Source organism: Verrucomicrobiia bacterium (genome assembly GCA_035629175.1).
Taxonomy (GTDB): domain Bacteria; phylum Verrucomicrobiota; class Verrucomicrobiia; order Limisphaerales; family DASXHY01; genus DASXHY01.
In genome coordinates, this window is sequence record DASPIL010000019.1 from 15,434 (window position 1) to 34,154 (window position 18,721).

Genomic DNA, 18,721 nt, shown 5'->3' on the forward strand with positions numbered 1-18,721 from the left:
CACACAGGAGCAGCGCCGCCGTCCGTGCAGGGCAGGGTCCCCTTTTCTCCATCGGGTCTTATTCGTCACAAAAACCGTTGATGGGATTCAACGCGGGTGATAGGAACGGATTCCATGAACCCTCTTCGGCGTGCCTGCTGCGGCATTTGTTTCCATGCGCCTTCCCTACATTCGAACCACGCCAATGCAACCTGCAGAGGAGGGCCGCCGCTGCGGCAGCGGGCGATGCTTGCGGCTGTGATGATCGTTGCCGCTTCGAGTCTGCCCGCGGATGCGCAGTTGCCTTCCAGCGGGTTTCCCGTCAAGAACCGGAAATTTGAAATGCTGGTCACAGATTACGGTTACGCGGACCTGGCGCTGGATCGAAGGAAAGGATTCAAGGGGCGCGAGTATCTTTCCGGCGAATGGGCTGCGGCAGTTCATTACACGGGAGGCATGAACCCAACAGGCCCAAAGTGGTTTCAGCCGCAATGGTTTTTTCCAGATTGGGTTTCCAATTCGGATTTCAAGATCCAGAAGGGATTCAATATTGCCGACCCGTTCATCCCGACGAACATGTCAGGCTTCAATGTTTATTCGTCAATCATCACCAACCGCGATCTGCGTGTGACGTTCCTTTACGACACGATTGATTTCGGCACAAACGCAACGCAGCAGCTGGCGCTTGGCCTTTCGGCGAAGAGCGCGGGCGGCATTGGATCGAGCCTCCCCGCGCAACGTTATGCCTTTCGACAGCGCTACGAGATTCAGAACCTCACCAGCGGAACGCTTTCCGATGTCCGCTTTTATCAATTGCTGCATGCGCTCGAGGCGGGCAACGCGGTGTATGACGATCGCGACTACGGAGGCGGCATGTCGCAATACCGCTACCGTGTCGTGCAGCAAGGCAAGTCGTACGGGTTTGATTCTCGAACGATGGAAACCGTCGAGCACACGGATACGATCGGCGTGAGTTTCAACATGATGCCGAGCGGTTATGAGGTGGGATATTATGGTTTGAAAGGCGTGGACAGTCATTCGATTGGTAAGCCGAGCGCGGGCGTTCATCTATCGGTGGAGAACGACACGTTCAGCAGTGCGGACAGCTGCAATCCCACCAACGCCTGGGTCAGTGGCGCCATGCGATTCAGCCTCGGTTCGCTCGCTCCGAACGCAAAGGCCAGCATCACCGCGCTGTTTGGAATTCACACGACGTATGAGGTGAAGTATCCGCCGCTGAACCTGGAGGTTCGGACGCCAAAAATGTCCAACGGCCAATTGCAGATAGATTTTCGGGACACGACCCAAAATCCGCTGGTAGGTTATCTCTTGCGGAAGTCCACGGAACTCGGGGCCTTGCCGCACAAGCAATGGGAGCCATTGCCGCTGCCCTATTTCATCAATGTACCCAGCCCCGGTTGGCGTCGATTCCAGGTGCCGGTTTCGGCGATGGAATCAAAGGCGTTTTATTGGATCGAACCGCAGGTGATCAACGATTGAGCCTGCGACCTCGGCTGCGGCGGGGAAATCGCGCTGCGATGTCTCTTCGCGCACGGGACGCTGAATAGCGTGAAGTGCGCGGGACGGCGCAGCGAAGACCACCGCACATTCCGGGCGGGCAGGGAGTGATTAAAAGTGGGTGATCGAACTGGTTTGCGCATTCGCGTAAACGCCGGTTCAAACCATTTCTTCACCTCAGTGTCTGAAAGGCGCGCTGGCAAGATCCACGACACCCACATCAACAGCACGAGTCTTTTCTTCATCTCTGCCATCTCTGCGGCCTCCTGTTAACGCTTTTGCTCATGTAGCCAGAAGAGTGAACGAAGCTGCCCACGCGAACGCCACAAATAGCGCAAAGAGGAGACGTTTAACAGGAGCACGCAGAGGCAGCAGAGAAAAGCAGAGGATCCTCTTCCCAATCCGTGTTCATCCCATACGGGCGTGGCCATTGTTTGGCGGTTTGCGCTTTTCAATTGGTTCATCGTAACCTAGTTTTTCGGCCAGAATCACGGACCATGCCCAGTGTTTTCATCAAGACGTACGGTTGCCAGATGAACGAGCGCGATAGCGAAGCAGTCGCGGCCCAGCTCGTTGCCAAGGGCTATTCCCTGGCAAAGTCGGAAGCTACCGCCGATGTTGTCCTGCTGAACACGTGCAGCGTGCGCGACAATGCCGAGCAAAAGGCGATCAACAAGATGACCGCCATTGCTGTGGACATTCGCCGAAACCGGCCTGACGTGGTCCTCGGCTTCATGGGCTGCATGGCGCAAAGCCGCGGCAAGTCGCTCATTGATAAGCTGCCTGACGTCGATCTTGTTCTTGGAACGCAGAAATTCCATCGCGCGGCGGATTATGTGGATGACCTGCTGGCCGGCCGCCGCGACAAAATCGTCGATACTGAGGCGGAGCTGGGAAGCGAAGCGGCCATCCGGGAGCATCTGTTGAATGGCAGTGCCAAGACATCGGTCAGCGCCTTTGTCAGCATCATGCAGGGCTGCAATCAGTACTGCACGTTTTGCATTGTGCCTTACACGCGCGGCGAGGAACGCAGCCGGACGATTCCCGACATCGTTGCAGAGTGCCGTGAGTTGGTGAGCCGCGGCGTGAAAGAGATCACGCTGCTCGGACAGATTGTCACGAGCTACGCCAGGCGGGAGTTGCCGCTCAAGGATGGCAAATCGCCGTTCGTTCAGCTGATTGAAGCGGTGCATGAGATCGACGGACTCGAACGCATTCGGTTCACCTCGCCGCACCCGAAAGGTTATGGGGACGACCTTGTGGAGGCGTATGGCCGGCTTCCCAAGCTTTGCGAAAGCGCGCATATTCCCGTTCAGAGCGGGAGCAACCGGTTGTTGAAGCTGATGCATCGCGGCTACACGCGCGAACGTTTCCTGGAGATCATCCACAAGCTCCGGCGTGTTCGCCCCGAGATCGGAATCACGAGCGATATCATCGTGGGATTTCCCGGCGAGACAGAGGCCGATTTCGAGGAAACGCTTTCGCTCTGTCGCGAAGTGGAATTCGACAACGCTTTTCTGTTCAAATATTCACCGAGAAAAGATACCCCCGCCGCCGCGCTGCCAGAGCAGATTCCGCAGGAACTGATTGAGGAACGCCATGCGCGCCTTCTCGGCCTCGTGAACGAGATTGGGTCCCGCAACTATGCCGCGCTCGAAGGCCGCCGCGTTCAGATCCTGGTGGAGGGTCCCAGCCGAAGAAATTCCGCTCGCATGATGGGCCGGACGCGCTGCAATCGCATTGTGCTGTTCGAAGGTTCCGACCGCCATCGCGGGCAGATCATGGATGTGCAGGTGGAGCGCGCCGGGTTGTTCACGCTCTACGGTGACCCGGCCGTCCTGATGTGATTTGAATCGAAGCGCTCAGCCCAGCCACTGGGGATGTTGCGTTGTTGAATCAAATTCCGCGCTCGTCTTGAACAATTCGAATTTTCCGTCCAACGCAAACGGCCGCGTTCGTTCGCGCAATTTTTTCATCGAGTGCGCTGACAAAGGCTTGAACGTGCGCGCCGCTTCCAACGCCTGATCCAGCACCTCCTCGCTGTCGATTCCCGTGATAACGGTTGAGACCGGCAGGCTTAGTGCGTAATGCAGGCATTCCGTCGCCGTTACGGCTTTCGATTTCAGAAGGTCCCCACTGCCGAGCGATTTCATTCCCAGCACGCCAATTCCTTTCTTCACGAGGGAAGGGAGCACGTTGTGTTCGAAACTGCGGAAGTGCGCATCCATGACATTCAGCGGCATCTGGACTGTGTCGAATTGCACCCCGTGTCGCGCTGCGCTCTCGAGCATGCGGAGATGGACGTAGGGATCCTTGTGACCCGTGAAACCGATGAATCGCGTTTTGCCCGCCTCCCACGCTTCCCTGAGTGCCTGGTAGCCGCCTTCGGCTGCAAAGAATCGATCCGCATCCTCAAGGCGGATGACCTCGTGGAACTGCAGAAGATCCACGTGATCGACTTGCAACCGTTTCAATGACTCGTCGATCTGCTGAGCCGCAGCTTTCCTCGTTCTTCCATCGAACTTGGTCATGAGAAAGACGCGATCGCGGTAGCCATCGCGCAAAGCCTTGCCCATGCGTTTCTCGCTGACGCCGTCATTGTAGTCCCAACTGTTATCCATGAAGGTCAGTCCCGAATCGATGGCGCGGCGCATGATGCGGATGCTTTCTTCCTCGCTGTCAATTTTGCCAATGTGGGATCCGCCAAGCCCGAGGATCGACACGCGTTCGCCGGTTCGCCCGAGAAGACGGGTGGGAAAAGCCGTTTGCTGGTGGGACGCGTCCTCCAGTTCCTTTTCAATCCAGGGTGTATTTGCCATGGCCAAAGGTTCACTGGAGAAGGCGATTTGGGAATTAGGGTAGGAACCGGGGGGGGCTCGTGACACTGCCCCCGTGGCTGCCGGCTTCCTTGGAGATGGGCTTCGAGCCCAAATGGAAAAAACCTCAACCCGTGTGGGGAATTTCAACGTCGCTGGTGCTGCGCGTTTTGTCCGGGCGGCACGGATGCGTGCCCGCTACGTCAGGCACGAATGCCCGACGGCGCGCCGTGAATTGGTGTTTCGGAAAAAGAGGCTGGCATTTCGAGGTGCTTGCGCCATCTTCGCTGCCGTTAATGACTTTGAATCTGTCCACGCTTGCCATCGGTCTGGGCCTCGCGGTCGCGCTGCCGCAAATCCCGGGAGTCCTGCGACCCGCGAAGTTCGCCGCGGCCGTCCGCACGTTTCCTCGCAATGTGCCGGTCGGGATCATGCTGATGCTGCTCGGCACCGCCTGGTTCCTTTACAACCTGCACCTGGAGTCGATCAGCGAATTCGAGCGCATGAAGCCGTATCTTTTCACGGGCTTCGCTGCTGTCGGCATTGGAACGTGCATATACGTTCAGGACCTGATTGCCGCACGGGGCGCGGCGGTGGTGATGCTGTTGCTCGGAAAGTTGATGGTCGATACAGGGCGCCCGATGCTGGACGTCACGGCATGGACGCTGGTGATCCAGGTTTGGGCATACGTGCTGGTGATTGCGGGAATGTGGTTCACGATCGCGCCGTGGCGTTTGCGCGACCTGTTGAACTGGGCGGTGGCGGATGAACGCCGCGTCCGGGTGGGTTCGATCGCGAGGCTCGCGTTTGGCCTGTTCGTGTTCGTGCTGGGCTTGACCGTTTTTTAAACCGAGGAGACGTTGCTGCGTGGAAAAACGCGGAAAAATCCTCGTCATTCGCGGCGGCGCCATCGGCGATTTCATCCTCACCCTTCCCGCCATTGCCGCAGTGCGCGAGCAATTCCCTGACGCGCACCTTGAGGTTCTCGGGTATCCGCACATCGTTCAGTTGGCCGTGGCGAGCGAACTGGTGGACCGGGCGCAATCGATTGATGCCGGTCCGCTGGCTGGATTTTTTGCGCGCAACGGAACCCTCCATCCAGGCTTGGTGGAGTATTTCGCCGGGTTCAGCCTGATTATTTCGTACCTGTTTGATCCCGACGAAATTTTTCGGACCAACGTTGGGCGTTGCACGAAGGCGCAATTCATCGTGTGCCCGCACCGGCCCAACGAGCGCGAGTCCACCCATGCCGCGCAAGTTTATCTGAAACCTCTCGAGCGCCTTGCGATTTTTGGCGCCAGCGCGCAACCGCGATTGGCCATCGGCGCGCTGCCGGGCGCAACCAATCAAATCGCGCTGCATCCTGGCAGTGGCAGTGAAAAGAAGAACTGGCCTGAGGCAAAATGGTCCCAGTTGATCGCGCGCCTGCTGCAGGCCACGAACTACCATTTGCTGATTGTTGGGGGCGAAGCTGAAGGCGAACGTCTTCAGCGGCTCGCAGCGGCGCTTCCGCCTTCGAGAGTGCGAGTGGCGCAGAGCCTGCCACTGGTTGACCTCGCGCGAGTCCTTCGCGGATCCGCGGCGTTCGTTGGGCATGATTCGGGGATCTCGCATCTCGCCGCTGCGTTGGGCGTCCCCGGGTTGGTGTTGTGGGGCGACACCAACGATCAAATCTGGCGTCCGCCACAGTCCCAGGTGGTCGTGTTGAAGAACCAATTCGGGTTGAATGGCATCGGAGTGGAGCAGGTTTTGGAATCGCTGACCGGTTTGTTCAGCGCCAGGGTTTAGGGCGCGACCTTCGCCTGGGATCTACTTTTCGCTTGAACACACCCGCGGTTTGCTGTGTCCATTCTCGGCGACGTTTCCACTATGAACACAGGAATCAATGCGATTAACGAAGCAGTGCAGGAAGCCGGAGCGTTTGTCCGGCCGCTGTTCAATGAACTTGGCAAGGTCGTCGTGGGCCAGGCTTACCTCGTCGAACGGCTGACGATTGGCTTGCTGGCAAATGGGCATGTGCTGCTCGAGGGCGTTCCCGGGCTTGCGAAAACGCTGTCGGTCAAGTCCCTTGCCAGCTGCTTGAACGTCAAGTTTTCCCGCCTCCAGTTCACCCCCGACATGCTGCCGGCGGATGTTGTCGGAACGCAGATTTACAATCCGCAGTCGGGCGGTTTCACCACGCGCAAGGGTCCCATCTTTGCAAACCTGGTTCTTGCGGACGAAATCAATCGCGCGCCCGCCAAAGTGCAAAGCGCGCTGCTGGAGGCGATGCAGGAAAAACAGGTCACGATTGGTGACCAGACATTCCGCCTTGAAGAACCTTTTCTCGTTCTAGCGACGCAAAATCCCATTGAACAGGAAGGCACCTATCCGCTGCCCGAAGCGCAGGTTGATCGTTTCATGCTCAAGCTGAAGATTGGTTATCCAACGCGGGCGGAAGAGCGGCAGATTCTGGAAACGATGGCGAAAACTTCAGGCACTCCAGTCACGACCGCTGTTGTCGATCCACAGCAGATCTTGAAGGCGCGGCAGGTGATCAATGACATCTACGTGGATGACAAGGTAAAGGATTACATTGTCGATCTCGTATGCGCGACGCGTGACCCGGACCATTACAAGATCGCGGTGAAGGATTTCATCCAGCTGGGCGCTTCACCGCGCGCAACCATCGCGCTGACCCTCGCCTCCAAGGCTTACGCGTTCCTGAAAGGCCGCGGCTACGTGACGCCACAGGACGTGAAGAGCATCGGCATGGATGTGTTGCGCCATCGTGTTGCCATCACCTACGAAGCCGAGGCGGAGGAAAAGACGAGCGAGACGGTGATTCAAAAAATCTTCGATGAACTGCCCGTGCCTTGAGGAGCATATTCGATCACGTTGCTCATGATCCCGCGCGAGATTCTCAAGAAGATCCGGCAAATCGAGCTGCGCACCAATCGGCTCGTGAGTGAAAGCCTGGCAGGCGCCTATCACAGCGTCTTCAAGGGACAGGGGATGAACTTCGATGAGGTTCGCGAGTATCAGCCCGGCGACGAAGTGCGCACGATCGATTGGAACGTCACGGCGCGGATGAATCATCCGTTCGTGAAAAAGTTTGTGGAGGAACGGGAGCTGACGCTGATGCTCGTCGTCGACGTGAGTGGTTCAGGACTGTTTGGTTCGCGCGGACAATCGAAACGCGAGCTGGCCGCCGAGATTGCCTCGGTGCTCGCGTTTTCAGCCATTCGAAACAACGACAAGGTTGGCGTCATCCTGTTCAGCGACACCGTCGAGAAATTCATCCCGCCCCGTAAGGGAAGGAAGCACGTGCTCCGGGTCATTCGTGAGGTGTTGTTTTTCGAGCCAAAACGCCGCGGGACGGATCTGAATGCGGCGTTGGAGTTTCTGATGCATGTCACGCGGCACAAGGCGATCGCTGTGGTCATCTCGGACTTCATCGGGTCGCCTGCGTTGCAGAACCGCGGCGGGAGGATGCGGCCTCAATTGATGCTATTGGAGTCCCTGGCGCAGGCCTCATTCACGATGCTGCGGCAGGCGAATCGACGCCACGATCTCGTTGCGGTGCAGATCACCGATCCCTACGAGATGGAATTGCCGTCTCTTGGGAGGTTGGTCCTCGAAGATGCCGAGACCGGCGAGATCGTGGAAGTGAGCACGGGCGACCAGCGCAAGCGAAAGGCTTTTGCCGAACGCCAGGCCAGGGCGCAGGCGGACGTGGCGCGGCTGTTCCGGACGGCCGCGATCGATGCCATCCAGTTGCGCACCGATGAATCGTACACAATGGCGCTCGCGCGGTTTTTTGAAACGCGGGAGAAGCGGAGGTTGCGGGCATGACCAATGCAGCCGCGTCCAATGCGATTCGCGACATCAAACCGCCCGTCGAGATTCCGAGCGGATGGGAATGGCTGTGGTGGACGCTGGGCGCCATCGCCGTGGCGGGCATCATCGCGTGGGTGATCTGGTGGTGGAGAAGGCGCCAGATGAAGCCTGACGCCGTGCCGCTGGTGCCTGCGCATGTTCGCGCGCGGCAAAAACTTGAAGCGGCTTTGGGTTTGATTTCGCAGCCGAAGCCGTTCTGCATCGCGGTCTCGGACACCGTGCGGTTTTACCTGGAGGAGCGCTTCAACTTCCATGCTCCCGAACGCACCACTGAGGAGTTTCTGCACGAATTGAGCGGCACCAACCTGCTGCTGCCGGATCAGAAAGAAACGCTGGGCGATTTCCTGACGCGTTGCGACCTGGTGAAGTTTGCGCGTTATGAACCACGCGAGGCGGAATTGCGGGAGTTGCACCAGTCTGCAATTCGACTGATCGACGAAACACAGCCGATGGAAGAAGTGCAAGGGGACAGAAACGAGCAGGCGCTGAAAGCGTCAGCCGAAACTGAAAAAGTGCCGCGCGGATGAATCTGACGTTTGGATATCCCTGGCTTTTGTTGCTGCTGCTCGCGCTTCCTTTCCTCGCGTGGCTCAAAAGTCGCAGCGGGCAGCCACCTGCCTTCGTCTATTCTTCGGTCCAATTGGTTCGCGCGGTCCTCAATGTCCGCCGCTCGCGTTCCGGGCGGTTTCTATCGGCGCTCCGCTGGATATCGCTGGCTTTGCTGATCTTCGCACTCGCGCAGCCGCGGTTCAGCCATAGCGAGACGCGTGTCAGTGCCAGCGGCATTGACATTGCAGTCGCGATGGACCTTTCGGGGAGCATGGCTGCCGAGGATTTCCAGTTGAACGGGCAGCGCGTTAATCGTCTGCACATGGCCAAACACGTGCTCGAACGCTTCATCCAAAAACGTGAAAATGACCGCATCGGCATTATCGCGTTTGGCACGCAGGCCTACATTGCTTCACCACTCACCCTGGACCACGATTTCCTTCTCAGGAACCTGGAGCGGCTGGAACTCGGCGCTGTTGAAGGGAACCAGACGGCAATTGGATCGGGACTTGGCACGGCTGTGAATCGATTGCGGGAACTGAAGTCGAAGAGCAAGATCGTGATCCTCATGACTGACGGCGTGAACAACGCAGGCAAGATCGCTCCGCTGACCGCGGCCGAGGCGGCACAGGCCCTCGGGATCAAGGTCTATACAATCGGCGTCGGAATGCGGGGCCACGCGCCGATGCCAACGCAGGACATGTTCGGCCGCCGCGTCTATCAGATGGTGCCTGTCGACATCGATGAAGACACGCTTCAGAAGATTGCCGGGATGACTGACGGCAAGTACTACCGCGCTGACAATACTGAACGATTTGAGGCGATTTATGAGGAGATCGACAAGCTGGAGAAGACCGAGGCGGAGGTGAAAAAGTACGCGCATCACCGTGAGCTGTTTGCGATGATCATCAGCGCTGCGCTGGGACTGCTCCTGATTGAGACGGTCCTCAAACATACGCTGCTGCGGAGGCTGCCATGAAATGGTTTCACCTCCTTGCACGTGAACACAGGCCGGCTGCAAGGGCATCGTCACGGACTTTGAGCACATGAGTTTCGCAAGTCCCCAATTCCTTTGGCTGCTCGCGGTGATTCCTGCGCTGTTGATCCTGTTTTTCTGGTGGTCGGCGCGGGCGAGGCGCGAGCTCATGGTGCAGTTCATCCATGCACGATTGCTGCCAAATCTGCTGTCGGGATTGTCGCCCGGGCGGGAGAAGCTGCGGTCCGGATTATTCATCGCCGGAATCGGCTTCCTGTTGCTCGCGCTCGCTGGGCCGCGCTTCGGATATGATCTCGAGGAAGTCCGGCAACGCGGGCTGGACATCGTGGTTGCCATCGACACATCCAAAAGCATGCTGGCCGAAGACGTGGCCCCGAACCGTCTTGCCCGCGCAAAATACGCCGCGCTCGATTTGATGCAGCACGCGCAATCCGATCGGCTGGGGTTGGTGGCATTTGCAGGCAGCGCCTTTTTGCAGTGTCCGCTGACCATTGACGATTCCGCATTTCGACAGAGCGTGGATCTGCTGGATGTGAATACGCTGCCGCAGGGAGGAACAGCACTGGCGGAAGCCATCGAGACCGCGCTCAGCGCATTCAAAGAAGGCGAAAACCACAAGGTGCTCGTGCTGTTTTCGGACGGTGAGGATCACGATTCGGACGCGGTGAAGGCGGCAGAGCAGGCGGCGAGGGAGGGATTGCGCATTTTTACGGTGGGATTTGGATCGGCAGAAGGGGAACTGCTGCGCGTCAAGCTGCCCACGGGTCAGACCGACTATGTTCGGGATGCTGCGGGGAATGTCGTCAAGTCGCGGTTGAATGAGGGCTTGCTCCAGGAGGTGGCAAAAGCCGGCAGCGGGTTTTACCTTCCAATGCGGGGCGCGAAAGTGATCGAAACGTTGTATCAGAACGGCCTGGCTCCGCTTCCCAAATCGGAATCGCAGGAAAGGTGGGTGCGGCAGCCGCGCCAGAGATATCACTGGCCGCTCGCGATCGGATTGTTCCTGCTTGTCATGGAAATGTGCATTCCTGAGAGGCGGCCTGCCGCGCGCCGTTCCGGCAAGCAGGTGCTGCCTGCTGCGGCCGCAATGCTGGCGGCGGCAGCGCTTGCGTGCGTCCCCGTTCATGCCTCGCCTTCCGCGGGGTTTCGGGATTACGAAGCGGGAAAATTTGGGGAAGCACTAAAGCAGTTCGAGGAGGCGCTGGGGCGGAAGCCGGACGATATGCGGTTGCGGTTCAATGCAGGCGCCGCAGCCTATCGCCAGCAATTATTTCAGCAGGCGAGCAACCACTTCAATAACGTGCTCGCCGCCCCGGATTTGGGATTGCAACAGCGGGCTTATTATAACCTGGGCAACACGCTGTACCAGATGGGTTCGGAGGAAGCGGATCCGCAGAGGAAAATGGCTCGATGGCAGGAAGCGCTGGAACGTTACGAAAGCGCGCTGCGATTGAACCAGGACGACGCGGACGCAAAGTTCAACCTGGAGTTTGTTCGCGCCGAGCTGGAGAAGCTCAAGCAGGAGCAGCAACAGCAACAGCAGGATTCCCCGCCACCAGCCCCGAGCGAGGCTGCGAAAAAAGCGAAGGCCGAGGCGGATCAGGCGGTGCGCCGCCGTGAATACGCGCGAGCGCTCCAGATCATGGAATCGCAATTGAAAAACGATCCGACCACCGCTGCGTATTCAGATTACATTCAACGATTGAAAGAGGTGACTGGTGTCCAGACTGTTCCTCGCCCTTAGCGTCGTGCTCGCGTGCGGGCCCGCTTTTGCGCAATCCGCGCAGGATTATTTCCATCGCGGGGCGCAGTTCTATGTGTTTGGCGATAAGCCCAAGGCCGCCATAGAGGTGCAAACCGGTTTGCAGCGTTTTCCCATGGATCGGCCTCTGAACGAATTGGCAGGGCTGTTGCGAAAAGAGGAACAGGAACAGCAACAACAACAGCAGCAGCAAAAACAGGAACAGCAACAGGAACAGAACGAGCCGCAGGAGCAGCAGCAGAATTCCCAGCCGAACCAGGACCAGCAGCAGGGCAACGAGCAACAACAGCGCGAGCCACAGCAGGCACAAAACGAGCAGCAGAAACCAGAGTCGAAGCAAGGCGAACGCGACAACGACGAGAAACAATCGAAGGAAGATCAGCAGCAACAATCGGCCAAGGCGAACGAAGACCCCGCTGAAGGTGAAGCGACAGGGCAGGAGAACGCCGCCAAGGACGGGCGGATGACCCCCGAACAGGCAATGCGGCTGCTGGACAATCACAAGGAGAGTGAACAGATGCTGCCCATTCGCCCTGATCAGCCGCCTGAGGAACGATCGAAGCCGGTTCGGGATTGGTAAGAAGTGTTAACGGGAACTTTCCGCTTTGCATCGGTGCAGCAGGGTGTTTCAGTTCTGCCGTGGTTGGAACCTGGATCAACGTTGCTGGCATACTGATTGGCGCCCTGATGGGCGTGGTGTGGAAGCAGAATCTTGCTCCTGGGACCCAGATGTTCATCAAAACGCTGCTCGGCGCCCTGCTTCTCTTTAGCGGTTTGCGGCTGGGCTGGGTTGGACTCACTTCGGGCGGCACGTTCGTTTCTCTCCTCAAGCAGTTGGCGCTGGTTTTCGTCGCCCTCGCCCTCGGAAAATGGGTCGGACGGCTCATGCGATTGCAGAAGACGTCAAATCGTCTCGGACAGTTTGCCCGCAGGAAAATGGAGTCGGCCTCGCCCTCTAATCCAAACCGGTTCAGCGACGGATTCTTCGTCTGCGCGCTGCTCTTCTGCGCTGCGCCCCTGGGAAGCGTCGGGGCGCTGACCGACGGGCTTGATGGCTTTTGGCTCCCGCTGGCGATCAAAGGCGTGATGGATGGACTCGGCGCCGTCAGTTTCGCTGCAATGTTTGGGGTGGGGGTCCTGTTTTCTTCTGTTCCTGTTCTCGTATTCCAGGGCTCGATCACGCTTGTCGCTGCCCGCTGGCTGTTGCCGTGGCTGGAAAGCCGCGGCGTGGCTGACCCGCTTCACACGACTGCCGGATTCCTGGTGATTTGCATTTCCCTGCTGGTGTTCGAAATGCGTCGAATTGAAGTCACAGATTACCTCCCTGCGCTCGTTCTTGCGCCGTTGTTCGCGTGGTGGCTTGGGTGATTAACCTGCTGTTGCTCTGGCAGTTCAGTCCCGGCGTAGGGTTTTCACCCTATGGCAAAATTTCATCGAAATTTTCATTGTCGAACCATGCAGAACATCCTGTCCATACCTCCGCTTCGAGCTCCTGAAAATGAGGAGAATCCCACCTTGAACGTGGTGATTGCCTACGAGGATTTCGAGATGGGGAAACAGGGCAAAAACACCTACGACCGGCTGGTCGACCAGCTCAGCCACGAATTCAAGTTTTCCAGTCACATGTGGAAGTTCGATGTCCTGACCGTCCCGAAATTAAAGGAAATGGCAGCGAGGGACGCTGCCATGGCGGACATCATCATCATCGCCGCACATGGGGATGCGGAGCTGCCGGTGGCCGTGAAATCCTGGATTGAAATGGCATTGGCCGAAGGGATTCAGGCGATCGGTTTGGTCGGTTTGTTCGATCGCAACGCTGCCGCTGACAATCCATGCCGTGTTTATCTGGGGAGCATTGCCCAGATGGCCAACCTTGAGTTCTTTTCACAGCCGAGCGACATGTCTCCTACGGGTCCTGAAGAAACCAACAAGGCCGAGAGCGCCGCCAGGTCCATTTCGATCCTGAGTGACAGTTTGGAATCGAACCGGCACATCTCTCGGTGGGGAATCAACGAATAGATGTCATGGCAAGAAAACTCAAATCGGAGGAGGCGGAAGTCTTCACTGGCGCGCTCGATAATTCTGAGATCCCGACGGACGCAGATGCGTTCCTGAGAAGCCTTCTCGACAAACAGGATGAGCCGCTGGAGATGACTCTGGTGCCCGGAATGTGGATCAGCAACGCGCCTTTTCGTTCTTTCAAGGAATGATTCGACTCGCATGATGCCTCCTGCCTGTCGGTCCGATTGAGGCTGCGTATGGGAGCCATCCGCGCGCCGAAACAACCAGCTGTCAAGGGATCTGCTAAGCCGGCTGAGCTGAAACAGGTGCTCGAGGTTCAGGGACGGAAGGTGCCCGTCTCGAGGCTCGAGAAAGTTTTCTATCCTGCCACTGGATTCACCAAGGGCGATGTCATCGATTTCTACATCCGCATCTCATCGGTTCTCCTGCCGCATTTGAAGAATCGGCCGTTGACGCTGAAACGGTATCCTGACGGAGTTGAAGGCGGTTTTTTCTACGAGAAGCGGTGCCCGCCGTACCGGCCTGATTGGGTGCAAACCGCGCCCGTCTGGAGCGACAAGAACGACTCCGAAATCCATTTCTGTCTTGCCAACGATCTTCCGTCGATCATCTGGGCCGCGAACCTTGGAGACCTCGAATTGCACACGTTTCTCGCCAAGGCCAAGCAGATTGATCGGCCTACCATGCTCGTGTTTGATCTTGATCCTGGTCCGCCCGCAAACATCGTCCAGTGTTGCGAGGTCGGTCTCCTCGTGAAGGAACGGTTCGATCGCATGGGCCTGGAATCGTTCGCTAAAACATCCGGATCCAAGGGTCTGCAGGTCTATGTCCCCCTCAACACTGCGGTTTCATACGACACGACCAAAACCTTTGCGCACAACCTGGCGCAGGAGTTGGAATCGCAACGGCCTGAGCTGATTGTGTCGCGCATGGAAAAGCGGCTGAGGACGGGCAAGATCCTCGTGGATTGGAGCCAGAACGACCGCCATAAGACCACGGTGTGCGTTTATTCCCTGCGCGCAAAGGAACATCCGACCGTGTCGACCCCCGTCACATGGGAGGAAGTCAGGAGCGCGTTGAAGAAGAAAGATCCTGACAAATTGCGATTCACGTCCGATGAAGTCCTTCGCCGGGTCGAAAAGCACGGTGACCTGTTCGAGCCGGTTTTGAAGCTGAAGCAAAAGTTAAAGGGATAATGTGAGGTTGAATTAAGCGCGCTTCGGATCGCTGCCACTGCCCACTTTACCCCAATGGATTCCGGGGAGTCGGCACGTAAGTTAAGCCCGAAATCTATGCGTGCCATCTGGAAAGGCTCAATCAGCTTCAGCCTCATCAATATTCCCATCGCCCTTTACCCCGCGACGCGGAAGGAGGAACTGAAGTTTCGTTTGCTGCGTGCGAGCGATCTCAGCCCCGTAAATTACAAACGAGTGGCCGAAGCGGATGGTGTTGAAGTGCCGTGGGACCAGATCGTCAAGGGCTACGAATATGAGAAGGGCAAATTCGTGGTGCTGAAGGACGAGGATTTCAAGCGCGCTGACGTGGAGGCCACACAAAGCGTCGACATCATAGACTTCGTGGATCTCGACGACATCAACCCCATTTTTTTCGACAAACCGTATTATCTCGAACCCGAAAAGCGGGGCGAAAAAGCATATGCATTGCTGCGCGAAGCTTTGAAGCAGAGCGGCAAGGTGGGCATTGCGAAAGTGGTCATCAAGACACGACAACACCTCGCTGCAGTCAAACCGCAGAAACAAGTGCTTGCGCTCGAGCTCATGCATTTTGCGGAGGAAATCGTGGACGCGTCCGAGCTCAAGATCCCTGAGGCTCCGGATGTAGGTACGCGCGAACTCGCAATGGCTAAAGATCTGGTCGATAAAATGAGCGTCAAATGGGATCCATCGAAGTACACCGATGATTATCGGCATCGCATCCTCGATGTGATTCACGAGAAGGTGGAAAGCGGCGGGAAGGAAGCCGCACCCCGAGGAACGCCGAAGAAAGCCACCAACGTCGTGGATCTTGTATCGGTCTTGCAGGAAAGCCTTGAGCAGGCATCCCGTTCATCGGGCGGCCATTCAAAGCGCAAGACGACATCGCACAAGCGAAAGATAAGCCGGGCGGCTTAGCCCCGGGTTGGATATCTGGGCCGGTTTCGAACGGCTGCGTGTGTCGTCAGCATCGTCATGGGCCTCAAAGAATACAAAGCGAAGCGGAACTTCCGGCAGACTTCCGAACCTGAAGGCGCCGGCCATCCCAGCGCGGCGCGGGACGATTTCTTCGTCATCCAAAAGCATGACGCCACGCGTTTGCACTACGATTTTCGCCTGGCCATGGCAGGTGTTTTGAAATCGTGGGCTGTGCCAAAGGGATTTCCGGCTGCAAAAGGAGAGCGTCACCTGGCAGTGGAAGTGGAGGATCATCCGCTGGACTACGCCCGGTTTGAAGGAACGATTCCCAAAGGCAATTACGGTGCCGGGACGGTGATGGTTTGGGATATTGGCACTTATGAAGTTCTTGGTGGGGATCCCCGGGGCGCCGTCAAGAACGGGAAACTGCACTTCATTCTAAAAGGCAAAAAGTTGAAGGGCGAATGGGCGCTGGTTCGAATGAAACCGCGGCCCGGCGAAGACAAGCCTCAATGGCTGCTGTTCAAGGCGGACAAGGATGCGCGGCCGATCTCGGCGCGGGCTGAAGACCAATCTGTTCTCACCAGGAGGTCTCTGCAGCAAATCGCGATCGACAACGACGCCCAATGGCAAAGCAATCGCATCGCGGAACGCGCGCAGAAGAGTGCCGCGCAGTTACCAACCAATGGGAACGGCGCCGCTGTCCGCACGGCTGCTCGTGCCCCCCGAAAAGCCAGCTCCCCGGCAGCACGCGCCGATTTGAAAACTCCGCGTTTGCCGGCGCGCCCGGTGGAATTTGCGGAACCAATGAAGGCATTGATGTCGGAGCGCCTGCCGAAGGGGGAACAATGGATTTACGAACTGAAGTTCGACGGCGTTCGGGGCCTCGCCCTCAAACGAAATGACAGCGTGCGCCTCATTTCCCGCAACGAAAAGGATCTCACATCGAAGTATCCGGAAATCAGCGCGGCGTTGCGCACGCTCCCCGCGCGCGAGGCCATCCTTGATGGAGAAGTCGTGGCTTTGGACGAGACCGGAAAGTCGTCGTTCCAGTTGCTGCAGGCCGCGAACATGCCGGGAGAGCCCCGGCCTCCAATCTTCTACTACGTCTTTGATGTCCTGCAGCTGGACGGCAAGGATCTCACCGCGCTTCCGTTGCTGAAACGCAAGGCGATGGTGGAGACATTGTTGGCGGACGCGCCGGACACACTGCGGTTTTCGGCAGGCATCCCCGCGCAATCGGAGCGCGTGCTGAACGAGATGAAAGCAAGGGGACTGGAGGGGCTGATCGCGAAGCAGCGCGATTCGAAATATGAGATCGGCCGGCGCAGCGGCGCCTGGGTGAAGTTCAAATGGACGAACGAGCAGGAGTTTGTGATCGGCGGCTATACGGAGCCACAAGGAAGCCGCAGTCATTTTGGCGCGTTGCTGATCGGATACTACGCGGGGAACAAGCTGCAGTTCTGCTCCAAAGTGGGAACGGGATTCAACGAGAAACTGTTGAAATCAATGTTTGAGCGATTCCAGGAATTGAAGCACTCAGATTGCCCGTTTGCGAATCTGCCCGAAAAGAAGGTTTCAAGCCGATGGGGGCGGCCCTTCACGGCGGCTGAGATGCGGCGCTGCACGTGGGTGGAGCCGAAACTGGTTTGCCAGGTGCGATTCGCAGAATGGACGCGTGATGGGCATCTGCGTCAGCCTGCATTTGTTGGGTTGCGCGAAGACAAGAACCCTCGCGATGTTGTGCGGGAAAAGGGGGGCTGAGGACCGCGAGGCCGGGTCTTACGCACTCGCAATGGCTTTAGTTGAAGCGGCACGAATGCCGCGCGCTTCAACCCAATATGCGCCGGCCTTCGTCGAGGAAGATTCCCTTGAAATTCATCTCCAGCGCCTGCGGGTTTGTGGCCTTGGCGAGAGCTTCCTTCTGCGCAACTTTGCCTTCCTTTACCAGTTGAAACAGCGCCTGATTGAAATTCAGCATGCCGTCTTCAGTGCCGGTTTCGATCGCCGCCGGGAGCTTGTCCAGCCGATTTTCCTCGATGAGTTTCTTCACCGTGGGCGTATTGATCAGGATTTCCAGTGCGGGGGTCATCGTGCCGCTCACTGTGCCCACCATGCGCTGGCAGACCACCGCCTGAAGACAGCCGCACAGTTGGCGGCGAACCTGTTCCCGTTCCTCGGCCTTGAAGAAATCGAGAATGCGGCTCACGGATTGGGCAGCGTTTGTGGTATGCAGCGTGGAAAAGACGAGATGGCCTGTGTCTGCGGCGCTCATGGCGGCCGTGAAACTCACGGCATCGCGCATTTCGCCAATCATGATGATGTCAGGATCCTGGCGCAGCACGTGTTTCAATGCGTGATGAAAGGAAAGGGTATCCAGGCCGACTTCGCGCTGTTCAACCACCGATTGGTTGTCCTCGAATACAAATTCAATGGGATCCTCAAGCGTGATGATGTGCTTTTTGGAATTCGCATTGACGTGCTCAATCATCGCCGCGAGCGTCGTTGATTTTCCGGAACCTGTGGAGCCTGCCACGAGGACGATGCCGCGCGGCGATTCGGCAATGTTTTTGACGATGGGCAGCAGCCCGAGTTCTTCGAAGCTTGGAACGCTGGTTTTTACGAAGCGCATTGCGAAGCACCACTGGCCGCGCTGCTGGAAAAGGTTGGTTCGAAAACGTCCAACTCCGGGAATGTAATACGAAAAATCGACTTCGCGCTCCGCTTCGAGTTTCCGCGTCAGGTGCGACGGCGTGATTTGCTTCACGATATTATTCATCCAATCCTCGGAGGGATGGGGGCACTCGATCGCGACGAGCTGGCGATTGATGCGGAAGATAACGGGAGTGCCGACCTTGATGTGAATATCAGAGGCGCCGCCACTTACGGCGGTCTTCAAAATCTTATGAAATAGTTCCATAACGGGGGCGCAGGCTAGCAAAGGGGCGTCAGCGGCTAAATACGAAAATCGTCACACCGTTAGTGAAGGACGGGCCGCGAAAATTGAGGGAAGGAGCACCGCAAAAAGGCAGGGAAAACAATCCAGACACGGCGCACGTCAGGCACG

Annotated in this window: 18 protein-coding genes; 16 read left to right on the plus strand and 2 right to left on the minus strand. The window is 57.6% G+C overall.

The genetic code is table 11. The annotated features are described in order from the left end of the window. Positions 1–225 precede the first annotated feature (225 nt). Positions 226–1,479, plus strand: coding sequence for a hypothetical protein (locus VEH04_02715; GenBank protein ID HYG21668.1), 1,254 nt, complete (start codon positions 226–228; stop codon positions 1,477–1,479). A 515-nt stretch (positions 1,480–1,994) separates the two neighbouring features. Continuing rightward, positions 1,995–3,344, plus strand: coding sequence for a tRNA (N6-isopentenyl adenosine(37)-C2)-methylthiotransferase MiaB (miaB, locus tag VEH04_02720; protein ID HYG21669.1), 1,350 nt, complete (start codon positions 1,995–1,997; stop codon positions 3,342–3,344). Positions 3,345–3,359: 15 nt separating this feature from the next. On the opposite strand, the gene VEH04_02725 is transcribed toward miaB, so the two are convergent. Next, entirely contained in the window at positions 3,360–4,316 is a 957-nt protein-coding gene (locus VEH04_02725; protein ID HYG21670.1) for an aldo/keto reductase, read from the minus strand. Between the two features lie 293 nt (positions 4,317–4,609). Here VEH04_02725 and VEH04_02730 point away from each other — a divergent pair, with 293 nt between their 5' ends. The 14 genes from VEH04_02730 (at position 4,610) to ligD (VEH04_02795) (ending at position 17,418) form a co-directional block, all read left to right on the plus strand. Beyond that, complete coding sequence (locus tag VEH04_02730) at positions 4,610–5,161, plus strand: hypothetical protein (GenBank protein ID HYG21671.1); 552 nt, start codon at positions 4,610–4,612, stop codon at positions 5,159–5,161. 19 nt (positions 5,162–5,180) lie between these two features. Further along, on the plus strand, positions 5,181–6,101 hold the full coding sequence (locus VEH04_02735) for a glycosyltransferase family 9 protein (protein HYG21672.1): 921 nt from the start codon (positions 5,181–5,183) through the stop codon (positions 6,099–6,101). An 81-nt stretch (positions 6,102–6,182) separates the two neighbouring features. Further along, entirely contained in the window at positions 6,183–7,172 is a 990-nt protein-coding gene (locus tag VEH04_02740; GenBank protein ID HYG21673.1) for a MoxR family ATPase, read from the plus strand. A 24-nt stretch (positions 7,173–7,196) separates the two neighbouring features. Then, positions 7,197–8,147 carry a DUF58 domain-containing protein gene (locus tag VEH04_02745; GenBank protein ID HYG21674.1) on the plus strand — a complete coding sequence of 317 codons (951 nt, stop codon included), beginning with the start codon at positions 7,197–7,199 and terminating at the stop codon, positions 8,145–8,147. Beyond that, a complete protein-coding gene (locus VEH04_02750; GenBank protein HYG21675.1) occupies positions 8,144–8,719 on the plus strand; it encodes a hypothetical protein in 576 nt (191 codons plus the stop codon). The genes VEH04_02745 and VEH04_02750 overlap by 4 nt, the downstream gene beginning before the upstream one ends. Beyond that, a complete protein-coding gene (locus VEH04_02755; protein ID HYG21676.1) occupies positions 8,716–9,720 on the plus strand; it encodes a VWA domain-containing protein in 1,005 nt (334 codons plus the stop codon). Before VEH04_02750 ends, VEH04_02755 begins: the two co-directional genes overlap by 4 nt. Before the next feature lie 67 nt (positions 9,721–9,787). Then, on the plus strand, positions 9,788–11,482 hold the full coding sequence (locus VEH04_02760) for a VWA domain-containing protein (GenBank protein ID HYG21677.1): 1,695 nt from the start codon (positions 9,788–9,790) through the stop codon (positions 11,480–11,482). After that, complete coding sequence (locus VEH04_02765; GenBank protein ID HYG21678.1) at positions 11,457–12,080, plus strand: hypothetical protein; 624 nt, start codon at positions 11,457–11,459, stop codon at positions 12,078–12,080. The genes VEH04_02760 and VEH04_02765 overlap by 26 nt, the downstream gene beginning before the upstream one ends. A 59-nt stretch (positions 12,081–12,139) precedes the next feature. Further along, entirely contained in the window at positions 12,140–12,868 is a 729-nt protein-coding gene (locus VEH04_02770) for a DUF554 family protein (protein ID HYG21679.1), read from the plus strand. A gap of 87 nt (positions 12,869–12,955) precedes the next feature. Beyond that, a complete protein-coding gene (locus VEH04_02775; GenBank protein HYG21680.1) occupies positions 12,956–13,519 on the plus strand; it encodes a hypothetical protein in 564 nt (187 codons plus the stop codon). A 5-nt stretch (positions 13,520–13,524) separates the two neighbouring features. Continuing rightward, a complete protein-coding gene (locus VEH04_02780) occupies positions 13,525–13,710 on the plus strand; it encodes a hypothetical protein (protein ID HYG21681.1) in 186 nt (61 codons plus the stop codon). A 48-nt stretch (positions 13,711–13,758) separates the two neighbouring features. Then, a complete protein-coding gene (ligD, locus tag VEH04_02785) occupies positions 13,759–14,718 on the plus strand; it encodes a non-homologous end-joining DNA ligase (protein HYG21682.1) in 960 nt (319 codons plus the stop codon). A gap of 96 nt (positions 14,719–14,814) precedes the next feature. Then, positions 14,815–15,654, plus strand: coding sequence for a Ku protein (locus tag VEH04_02790; GenBank protein HYG21683.1), 840 nt, complete (start codon positions 14,815–14,817; stop codon positions 15,652–15,654). Between the two features lie 57 nt (positions 15,655–15,711). Beyond that, positions 15,712–17,418 (plus strand): non-homologous end-joining DNA ligase, encoded by a 1,707-nt coding sequence (ligD, locus tag VEH04_02795; GenBank protein ID HYG21684.1) that lies wholly within the window; start codon positions 15,712–15,714, stop codon positions 17,416–17,418. Positions 17,419–17,485: 67 nt separating this feature from the next. Here the strand turns inward: ligD (VEH04_02795) and VEH04_02800 are convergent, their stop codons facing one another. After that, positions 17,486–18,553 (minus strand): PilT/PilU family type 4a pilus ATPase, encoded by a 1,068-nt coding sequence (locus VEH04_02800; GenBank protein HYG21685.1) that lies wholly within the window; start codon positions 18,551–18,553, stop codon positions 17,486–17,488. Positions 18,554–18,721 lie beyond the last annotated feature (168 nt).